This is a genomic window from Pseudomonas sp. (genome assembly GCF_032058845.1).
Taxonomy (GTDB): Bacteria; Pseudomonadota; Gammaproteobacteria; order Pseudomonadales; family Pseudomonadaceae; genus Aquipseudomonas.
The window spans coordinates 19,923-29,833 of sequence record NZ_DAMCCR010000052.1; the positions used below are offsets into that span (position 1 = coordinate 19,923).

Annotated in this window: 7 protein-coding genes; 2 read left to right on the top strand and 5 right to left on the bottom strand. The window is 66.6% G+C overall.

Going from position 1 to position 9,911, the window contains the following annotated elements; translation table 11 throughout:
* Positions 1 to 144: 144 nt before the first annotated feature.
* Positions 145 to 699 carry a type 1 glutamine amidotransferase domain-containing protein gene (locus tag RT028_RS11775; RefSeq protein WP_312935048.1) on the bottom strand — a complete coding sequence of 185 codons (555 nt, stop codon included), beginning with the start codon at positions 697 to 699 and terminating at the stop codon, positions 145 to 147.
* A gap of 112 nt (positions 700 to 811) precedes the next feature.
* The gene (locus RT028_RS11780) at positions 812 to 1,909 is read right to left on the bottom strand and encodes a catalase family protein (RefSeq protein WP_312935050.1); all 1,098 of its coding nucleotides are present in this window, start codon (positions 1,907 to 1,909) and stop codon (positions 812 to 814) included.
* Between the two features lie 210 nt (positions 1,910 to 2,119).
* On the opposite strand from RT028_RS11780, the gene RT028_RS11785 reads away from it, so the two are divergent.
* Positions 2,120 to 4,474 (top strand): FdhF/YdeP family oxidoreductase, encoded by a 2,355-nt coding sequence (locus tag RT028_RS11785; RefSeq protein WP_312935051.1) that lies wholly within the window; start codon positions 2,120 to 2,122, stop codon positions 4,472 to 4,474.
* A 45-nt stretch (positions 4,475 to 4,519) separates the two neighbouring features.
* Here RT028_RS11785 and RT028_RS11790 read toward each other — a convergent pair whose 3' ends face one another.
* Complete coding sequence (locus tag RT028_RS11790) at positions 4,520 to 5,017, bottom strand: hypothetical protein (protein WP_312935052.1); 498 nt, start codon at positions 5,015 to 5,017, stop codon at positions 4,520 to 4,522.
* 127 nt (positions 5,018 to 5,144) lie between these two features.
* Here RT028_RS11790 and RT028_RS11795 point away from each other — a divergent pair, with 127 nt between their 5' ends.
* Entirely contained in the window at positions 5,145 to 5,645 is a 501-nt protein-coding gene (locus RT028_RS11795) for a GNAT family N-acetyltransferase (protein ID WP_312935053.1), read from the top strand.
* 70 nt (positions 5,646 to 5,715) lie between these two features.
* Here the strand turns inward: RT028_RS11795 and RT028_RS11800 are convergent, their stop codons facing one another.
* Together RT028_RS11800 and RT028_RS11805 are read right to left on the bottom strand one after the other, a co-directional pair.
* The gene (locus RT028_RS11800; RefSeq protein ID WP_312935054.1) at positions 5,716 to 7,425 is read right to left on the bottom strand and encodes an amidase; all 1,710 of its coding nucleotides are present in this window, start codon (positions 7,423 to 7,425) and stop codon (positions 5,716 to 5,718) included.
* Positions 7,426 to 7,743: 318 nt separating this feature from the next.
* On the bottom strand, positions 7,744 to 9,911 hold a 2,168-nt coding region (locus RT028_RS11805), incomplete at its 5' end, for an NEL-type E3 ubiquitin ligase domain-containing protein (protein ID WP_312935055.1).

Below are 9,911 nucleotides of genomic sequence, written 5' to 3' on the forward strand. Positions count from 1 at the left end.
GCGGATGCGAATGTGTCAGCGCCTGGCACGGGGCCAGGCGCAAACCCGCTGATATCCCTGTGACATCACCGTGTCGCAGGAATTCCACGAAAATCCCGGCCCGCCGATTCGGAGGATGAATCAGTGGCGGGCGGGGAGGTTGCTTCACTTCACCGCGTTGATGATCGCCTCATTGAACGCGGGCAGATCGTCAGGGGTGCGCGAGGTGATCAGGTGCCAGCCATTGGCGTTGCATTCCTTGACCTCTGCATCGACCCACATGCCCTTGGCGTTGACCAGGTCGGTGCGCACGCTCGGGAAGGAGGTCAGGGTCTTGCCTTCGATCACGCCGGCATCGATCAGCGCCCACGGGCCGTGGCAGATGGCCGCGATCACTTTGCCCGCGCTGCTGAAATCCTTGATCAGACGCAGTGCGTCCTTGTCCTGGCGCAGGTTGTCGGCGTTGACCGTACCGCCGGGGATGACCAGCGCGTGGTAGTCGTCAGCCTTGACCTCGGCCAGCTTGGCCTTGGCGCTGACCACCTGGTCTTTTTCGGTGTCCTGCAGGAACGTCTGGGTGTCGCCGCCCTTGATCGAGGCATGCGTGACCTCGGCACCTGCCTGTTGCAAGGCCTGCAGGGGTTTGAGCAATTCGTCGCGTTCGATGCCGGTATCGGAGGTGATGATCAGAACGCGTTTGCCGGTCAGTTGTGAGCTCATGGTGTCTCCAGAAGTGCTGTGATCATGAAGCCGCCTATGCTCAGCGTGGCGTGAGCCAGGGGCAAAGAAACGTTGCCCCCGGTTGATCCGCACAGGCGGTGGAAGGTTTGATTTATTTGCGCGGCTCATGCATCGGGCAGCCATTGTGCTGGCCGCGGAAGGTCGCCGACATCTCGTAAGCAGGCTTGCGTGTGCGCATGACCCCGCCCAGCGGACGGTGCGCCGCCAGCCCGTGCCAGGGGCTGAACGCCATGCCGTCGTCGATGGCGCGGACGTTCTCGGGCGACCATGCCGGCTGTGCACCGACCTGCAGGCGCGCCACGGTGACGTAGGGGCTGAGGTCTTCCGGCCATTGCTTGGAGGCATCCTCGATGGGCATGTGCTCAAGGTCAGTGGCCAGCTGCACGCGGATTTCCCAGACGCCGCCTTGTTGCTCGAAGAACTCGCTCACGGCTGCACGCAGGCCGTCGGGGTTGCCGTCGAAATCCACGTGCTGATCGGTCAGCGCGGTGAGCTGCGGCGCCACCGGCACCAGCGCCACCTTGGCGTAGTAGGGGCCATACAGCAGCGGTACGACGGTGGTGAAGCTTTCGCCGAGAATGTGCGTCTGCGGATGCCCGCCCAGGCTTTTCAGCGTGCCGCTTTCCCCGCCCACCGCCTCAAGGGTGGCTTCCACCCCGCGCAGCACCGCCGACATCACCTGCTTGGTGCGCGGCATCTTGTCAGTGGTCTTGGCCAGCAGCTTGAGGGTCTTGAGAAAATCCTTGGGCGTGGCAGCAGTGAAGGCCTTGGCGTTCTGCATGACGAAATCCTGCGTCACATCGCCTTCACTGCCCGGCAGCCGCTCGCCCTCGACACCGACCATCTTCACGGCCAGGCCGCGTGGTGTGGACACTTTGTCGTCGAGGATATCGCCTGGGTTGGTGGAGAAGCGCAGATAGGCGGGGTAGGTGCCAGGCCGGGCAAAGGCACCCTGGGCCAGAGGCGGCGAGAGGTTGTCCAGCACGGTGATCTCGCCCAGCAGCAGGCCGTGGCCCTTGGCGTGCACGCTGCGGTCGGAGTGGCCGCGGTGCTCGAAAGTGGTCTGCATGATCGTGCGCAGGGTGTCGGCCAGTTCCTGGCTGGTCTGCGCTTCGTCATCAGGAATCTGCTCGAAACCGGGCTGGAAGGTCAGGGGGGCGGTGGGCGTGGGGGTGGCGCGGTCGCTCATGGTGTTCTCCTCTTGGCTCAGGGCATCGCAAGGAGGGCGTTGTGCACGCTTCTGCTCGGTGCGAGTTCTCAGAGGAGCGATGCCGCCGCGAGACGGTTCAGCGAGGATGCTGGCCATGCCGACCGACGGCCCGGCGCACGCGGCCTGAACTTTCGCTGAATCCGCGCCTTCAGAACTTGCACAACCCCGATTTCCCGTCCGAGGCGCCCCATGTCGCTCATTCACCCTACCGCCCACTTCAAGCCGTACCTGTCCGCCGCTGGCGGCTGGGGTTCGGCGCGTTCGGTCATGCAGGTGCTGTGGCGCGAGCAAGCCCTGGCCAGTGGAACGCTGGCGCTGTTCAAGCAGAACAAGCCTAAGGGCTTTGCCTGCGTCAGCTGTGCCTGGGGCAAGCCGGGCAACCCCCATGCGCTGGAGTTCTGCGAGAACGGTGCCAAGGCCACGGCCTGGGAGTTGACGCGCCTGCGCACCGGGCCTGATTTTTTCGACGAGCACACCTTGAGCGAGCTGCGTACCTGGACTGACCACGCGCTGGAGCAGCACGGCCGCCTGACCCATCCAATGCGCTATGACCCGGCCAGCGACCGTTACCGTACCACCACCTGGAGCGAGGCCTACGCCGCCATCGGCCAGCAGCTCAAGGGCCTGACGCCGGAGCAGGTGGTGTTCTATGCCTCAGGCCGCGCTTCGCTGGAAGCCTCGTTCATGTACCAGCTGTTTGCCCGTGCCTACGGCAGCAACAACCTGCCGGACAGCTCGAACATGTGCCACGAAAGCACCTCGGTGGGGTTGCAGGAAAGCATCGGCGTGCCCGTCGGTACGGTGACGCTGGAAGACTTCGAGCACACCGACTGCATCTTCTTCTTCGGCCAGAATGTGGGCAGCAACAGCCCGCGCATGCTCCACCCACTGCAGGAGGCGCGCAAACGCAAGGTCCCGATCATCACCTTCAACCCGTTGCGCGAACGGGGCCTGGAGCGCTTCGTCAACCCGCAGTCGCCGGTGGAGATGCTCGGCCCGGAGTCGACGGTGATCAGCACGCAGTACCATCAGGTGAAGATCGGCGGCGACCTGGCTGCCGTGACCGGGATCATCAAGGCGGTGCTCGAGCTGGACCGCCTGGCCCGGGCCGCCGGGCAGCCTGCAGTGCTGGACGACGCCTTCATCGCTGAACACACCGACGGCCTCGAGCCCCTGCGCCAGTGGGTGGACGAGCACGACTGGACCTGCCTGGAACAGCACAGCGGCCTGAGCCGCGGCGCGTTGGAAGCGGCCGCCACGGTGTACGCGCGCAGCACGCGGGTGATGGTGATCTGGGGCATGGGCATGACCCAGCACCGCAAGGGTGTGGACAACGTGCAGATGATGGTCAACCTGCTTCTGCTGCGCGGCAACATCGGCAAGACCGGCGCTGGCGTGTGCCCCGTGCGCGGCCACTCCAACGTGCAGGGCCAGCGCACCGTAGGCATCACCGAGGACCCGCAGAAAGTGCCGGTCGACAAGCTACAGGCGCTGTTCAATATCCGCGTGCCGGAGAAAAAGGGCCTGGCCACGGTGGACACCTGCGAAGGGATTCTCGACGGTTCGGTGAAGGGCTTCATCGGCCTTGGCGGCAACTTTCTCCGGGCGATTCCCGATACCGACCGGATGGAGCCGGCCTGGGCGAACCTCGAGCTCAACGTGCAGGTGGCCACCAAGCTCAACCGCACCCACCTGCTGCCCGGTGGCCAGACCTGGCTGCTGCCCTGCCTGGGCCACATCGAAATCGACCGCCAGGACGGTCGCGAGCAGGTCTACAGCACCGAAGACAGCACCGGCTGCCTGCGTGCCTGGCAAGGCACCACGGAGCCCGCCCATGACATGCTGCGCTCGGAGGTGGCCATTCTTGCAGGCCTGGCGGAGCAAACCCTGGACGGTCATTGCACGGTGCCCTGGGATGCCTGGCGCCAGGACTACGCCCTGGTGCGTCAGGCCATCAGCCAGACCTACCCGGAGATCTTCCACGACATGGAAACCCGCATGTGGCAGCCCGGCGGCTTCCATCGCCCCTTGGGCGCCTGCAAGCGCGAATGGCACACCGAGACCGGCACCGCCCGTTTCATGACCCCGGCAAGCCTGGAGGAAGACCCCGACGTGGCCGTCGACGGTGCGCGGCGCGACGTGCTGCAACTGATGACGCTGCGCAGCAACGACCAGTTCAACACCACCGTGTATGGCTATGACGACCGTTTCCGCGGCGTCAAGGGGACGCGCAGCGTGCTCTTCATGAACCGCGATGACGTGGTACGGCTGGGCTACGCGCCGGGGGACTGGGTGACCGTGCGCACGGCCATCGAGCCCGAGGTGCGCCGTGAGGTGGGGCCATTGCAGATCATTGGCTATGACATTCCGCAGGGCTGCGCGGCGGCCTACTACCCCGAATGCAATCCGCTGGTGCCGCTGTGGCACCACGCCGAGCGCAGCAAGGTGCCTGCGTCGAAGTCGGTGCCGGTTACCTTGCAGCGCGCCCAGCCCAACCGCGCAGACCTGGCCCACGCGGTGCCAGAACACGATCAGGTGATGTGAGCGGTGTGCCGCGCTTGAGCCTGGCGGTAGGCCGCTGCGTACCGCTCAGCGCGCCGTTGCGGCCTGCTGGCGCTCCGCGAGGGCCCGCTCGATCTGCTGCATGCGCTGCGCGGCGGTCGCCTTGGCCTGGGGATCATTGGCGCTGTCGCGCATCAGGCGATTGAGCTTTTCGGCCAGTTGCCGGCCCTCCAGGCTCTGGCTCAGCGCCCTGGCCTTGGCGGGATCGGCGGTCGCGGCGATGACCATGTCGAACTCGGCGTCGTTGAAGTGATCTTCGCTGTAGAGCTTGAACAGGTCCTGACGCTGGTCCTGGACGGTGAGGTGCTCACGCAGCACTTGGTTGACCTGCGCTTCGGGCACCGCTGGAAAACGCGGCGCCAGGAGCTCGGCCATGCGCGAGATGTTGTGGTCATAGGCGTCCTGCATCGGAAGCTGCGCGACGATCTTCTGTTCGCGAGGGTTAAGGTGTTCGGATGCAGATTGATCACAGCCGGTCAGGGCGGCAATCAGCAGCGCAATCATCAAGCAAGCGGAACGAGACATGAGCGGCAGCCTGGGTAACCTCGACGTGCCAGTGTACTGCACACGTGGCGCGCTGCGCTGATCGACTTGTCGCATCACGCCATGTTCGGTAAAACGGCGGGTCCTGCACGATGCACCTGGAGCCCTGATGCCATCCTGGACCCTGCAACACGCCACCGCGGCGCAGGTCGACGAAATCGTCCGCTTCGTCAATCGCGCCCGCGCCGAGCTGTTTCCCAAGCTCGCTGACGCCGCTGAACCCGATGATCTGAGGGATTTCGAGCGGACCTACCTGACGGGCCAAGGCTGCTTCCTGACCGCCCGCGACCACGGCCGGCTGGTCGCGGTCATCGGCTATGTGCCCTACGACCACCGCTTTGCGCAGTTCGACTACCGGGCAGTGAAAGTGGTGGAAGTGGTGCGCCTGTTCGTGCTGCCAGAGTACCGCCGTGCAGGCCTGGCAGCGGCCTTGTTCAACGCGTTGCGCGACGAGGCCGTGAAGGCCGGCGTGGAGTGCCTGTACCTGCACACGCATCCGTTTCTGGGCGGAGCCATCGCGTTCTGGGAGCGCCAGGGATTCATCCTGGAACAGGTCGAGGACGACCCGGTGTGGCAGACCACGCACATGACCTTGTCGCTGGCGGACTGACCGTTACGCCGGTGCAGTCCTGGGCACGACCCTGGTCGGCCGGGCACCCTTGCAGTGCCCGGCCATCGCCTCAGCGCTGGCTCAGTGGCGGGGTGCGCGGCGGCACTACACGGCGCTGGCCGGTGGCTTCAAAGGCGCTGGCATAGCGCAGCAAGGCGGAGTCGTCGTAGGCCTTGCCGGCAAACGTCAGGCCTACCGGCATGCCGATGTCGGCCATCACGCCCATCGGTACCGTCACGGTTGGCACACCTAGGTGGCGGATCGCCAGGTTGCCATTGGCCACCCACACACCGTTGCTCCAGGCGAGGTCGGCCGAGGACGGATTGACGTCGGCATCGGCCGGGCCCACGTCGGCCACGGTGGGAAACAGCACGGCGTCGAGCTGCAACTGCGCCATCCAGTCTTCCAGGTCCTGCTTGCGCGTCTGTTCCAGGCCGCGCAGGCCGTCGGGCAGGGTCGCAATCTGCTCCCAGCTCGGCAGGCCACGCTTGGCCATGTTGACGTATTCGTCCATGCCCGCGGCCAGGTCGTCTTCGCGATTGGGCAGGGTGCCCGGATCGTGGGGGAAGATCTGCGGCCCGTCGACATCGGCCAGACGGTTGAGCGATGGGTCGTCGTTGGCTCGCAGGAAATCGTCGAAGGCCCACCCGGAAAGGGTCCACAGCTCGTCGTGGAGGAACTCGCGGCTGACGATGCCGCGGTTGTACACGGTCGGCGCACCGGGGCGGTCGCCCTCGCAGTTGGACACCAGTGGGAAGTCCACCTCGATCACCTCGGCGCCGGCCGCTTCCAGCGCCTGGCGCGCGGCCTGCCACAGGGCGATCACGCTGGCGCGAGTGTGGATCCGCTGCCCGGTCGGGCCGCCGATACCGGGTTTGTCTGCGCTGCCAGCGGCCTCATCGGCATTGATGTACATGCGCGGCACGCCGAAGCGTTTGCCATTCAGGGCGCCGGGCTCGGCGGCCAGATCCAGGTAGGACGCCGGCCGTACGCTACTGGCGGCCGGGATGGGCACCCAGGGTTGCAGGCGCCACAGGTCGCCGCGTGGGTTGGGGTCGTCGGCCACCACCACATCGAGCACTTCCAGCAGGTCGGCCATGGTCCGGGTGAAGGGCACGACGACGTCCATGGTGGGCGTCAACGGCCAGTTGCCGCGCACCGAAATCACCCCGCGCGACGGGGTATAGGCGCACAGCCCGTTGTTCGACGCCGGGCCGCGACCGCTTGACCAGGTCTCCTCGGCCAGGCCGAAGGCGCTGAAGCTCGCCGCCGTGGCGGTGCCGGCGCCGTTGGACGAGCCGGAGGCAAACGGGGCAGTGAGATAGGCAGCGTTGTACGGGCTTTCGGCACGCCCGTAGACACCCCGCTGCATGCCGCCGTTGGCCATGGGCGGCATGTTGGTCTTGCCCAGGCAGATGGCGCCAGCGGCGCGCAGACGCTCGACCGTGAAGGCATCGCGCTGAGCCACCAGGCTCTTGAATGCCGGGCTCCCGGACGCTGCGCTCAGGCCCTTGACCAGGTAGCTGTCCTTGGCGGTGTAGGGGATGCCGTCCAGTGGCCCGCACAGTTCCCCGCGTGCGCGGCGGGCGTCGGAGGCCTGGGCCTCGGCCAGGGCGTCGGGGTTGTGCACCACCACGGCGTTGAGCGCGGTGGCCGTGTCGCGACCATCGTAAGCGGCGATGCGGGCGCGATACGCTTCGACCAGCTCGACTGCCGTGATACGGCCAGCGGCCAGCGCCTCGCGCAGGGCGGCAATGGACAGCTCGGTTACCTCGATCATGCGTTCACCAGAAAATGAGGACAAAGGGGGCAGGCGATCACCAGCAGGTACGGCGCTGCAGGGACTGGCCAGGGTCGCTGTGCAGCCCTCGAGTGTGCGGCACGCCAGCGCGGTTGTCGGGCCGCGCCTGGCACATCAGGGCCGTGGGCGACAGCATCGGACAGCCTGTGTCAGCACGTTCGCAGAAGGGCTGCTGAACAATCGCGCCAGTGTACTAGAAGCCCTCAGGCCGCGCAGGCCTGCGCCCCGGCAATGGTCGTTTGCAGCACAGCACGGCAGGCGCTGTGGCCTGCCGTGCTGTCGAGATTGCTCTGGGGTCTACCTGCGCGGGGTGGCAGACGGCGTACGTTGCTCGATCGCCCGGGTCAGGCTCTCCAGCAGGCCGCGTTCCACCTCCTCGATCTGCTGCAGGATGCGCTCGCTGGCCGTCTGATACTGACCGGAATTGACCGCGACCCGCCGTAACCTGCCAGTTTCATCGAGCAGTGGCTGTTGCAGCGCTGCCTCGAGCAGGGTACGTACCGAGGCGGGCAACGGGGTGACGGGCCCGGCCTGCTCGTCCAGGCAATCATCGAGGTAGTCCAGGGCACTGCGCCAAAAGTCGGTCAGCGCCTCGAACTGCCTCAGGTACTGCTGGCGCACCGCACGCTGCCACTGCGGTTGCTCCAGCACCCACTGGCGGCGTGCCTGGGCATCCTGATCGAGCTGGCGCACCGCCGCGAGCACGTTGTCGCGCACCCGCTGGCTGACGTGGGCAATCTGCCCGTAAAGCATGCCCACGCTGGGTTCGGGGTAGTCGAGGTCTACGGCCAGGGCCTGGCGCAAGGCCAGGCGGATCTCGATGTCATCGACCAGCGCGTCGATCAGCTCCACATCGGGCAGGATCGCTACATCATCCAGCGGATCGAGCGGCAGGCTGGCTTCATCTCCGGTCAGCGCCGCCTCCTGCAAGGCCGCCTTGCGCGCGCTGCGGCGCCAGGCGATGCGCTCGGCCAGCACATTGACCTGCTCGCGGCGATACAACCGGCCGAAGACGCGCCATTGCTCGCCCAGGGGATCTGCGGCGAGGCTGGCGTCCTGGATCAACAGGCGGATTTCCAGCGCGCTGAAGGCGTCCGCCCCAGCGTCGCCGCAGGTCGGGGGGAAGGCCTGGGCATCGTCGTTCAGGGCTTGCAGCAACGCATCGTCCTCGCTGGCCCGCTGCAGCATGATCCAGACGCGGTGGCGCAGTCCGCGCCCATTGTTCTGCGCTTCGGCCGACATCACCAGCCGCTCCAGCACGCCCGCGAGGGCCTGATTGTTGCCCTGCTCGAACAGCGCGTCCCACAGGGCGTTCTGCACTGGCGTGGCATGGGCGCGCCACACTATCTGCCAGGGTGGAATGTCGCCGACCTCTTCGAAGACGTTTGCGCCGACGCTGATCAGTCGAGCCCGCGCAGCGCTTTCAAGGCGGTTGTAGTTCATGCGCCAGCGGCGCCCTGGCAGGCGAGCGGCCAGGTCACGGACAAACGGGCTGGCCAGGAGCGCGTCGAGGTCTGGCAAGGTGTGGATGCGGTTGCTCGACAGGTCGATCAGGCGCAACGCGTACTGCGGCTGGCTCATCAGGGTGGTGAGGCCCCCAGGCCAGGCCCGCAGGTCGCAATTGGTCATGCTCAGCGTGTGCAGGCGGGCCATGAAGCGCAGGTCGGGGGCCACGCCCAGTGGGTTGAAGTCCAGCCGCAGTACCTGCGGATGGACCAGGCTCTGAAAGCCCAGGGCCTGGGCTTCGTCGAGCACGATGCCGTTGCTGGACAGGTTCAGCGTGTCCAGGCGCAGCCTGGCCAGCATTCCCAGCGTGGAGGCGTCCACGACCAGTCGATTGCGCCGCAGCACCAGTACGCGCAGCCGGCGCATGGCACTCAGGGCCAGGTCGGCCGACGCCCCCAGTTGCACCAGGCCACTGCTCGACAGGTCCAGCTCGACCAGCCGGGGCACAGCGCGTAGCGCCTGGAACAGGGCCTCGGCATCGATCTCGACATTCTGGGTGATGCTCAGTCGTTCCAGGTTCGGGAAGTGTTCCAGGAACTGGCCGTCGATCTCGCGCAGCGCCAGGTTTTCCAGCACCAGCCCGCGCACGTGGGGAAAGCGCGCGGTGATCGAGGGCAGGCGGCCGATATGCAGGTGTTCGAGCCTCAGCGTGTCGGGCGGGATCGATCCCAATCGGCGCCAGCTGCTTCTGATGAACTCGGAACAACGAAAGCGCTCGTCACGTTCAACGACATTGGCGCCGGCCTGCGCCCATTCACGAAGATCAGCGATCAGCGTGGTCTGCTCGTACTCCAGCGCAAGCAGTGCCTGGCCCAGGTCGCCGGTGCTGGCCAGGTGTGCCTGCAGCTCGCCGAGCCTGGCGTCGTCCAGCGCCGGGTACAGGGCCTGCAGCCGGCGCAGGGCGCCTTCGCGCAGGCGACGGGGGACTGCGCGGCCGCTGAGCGGGTAGCCGAGTTGGC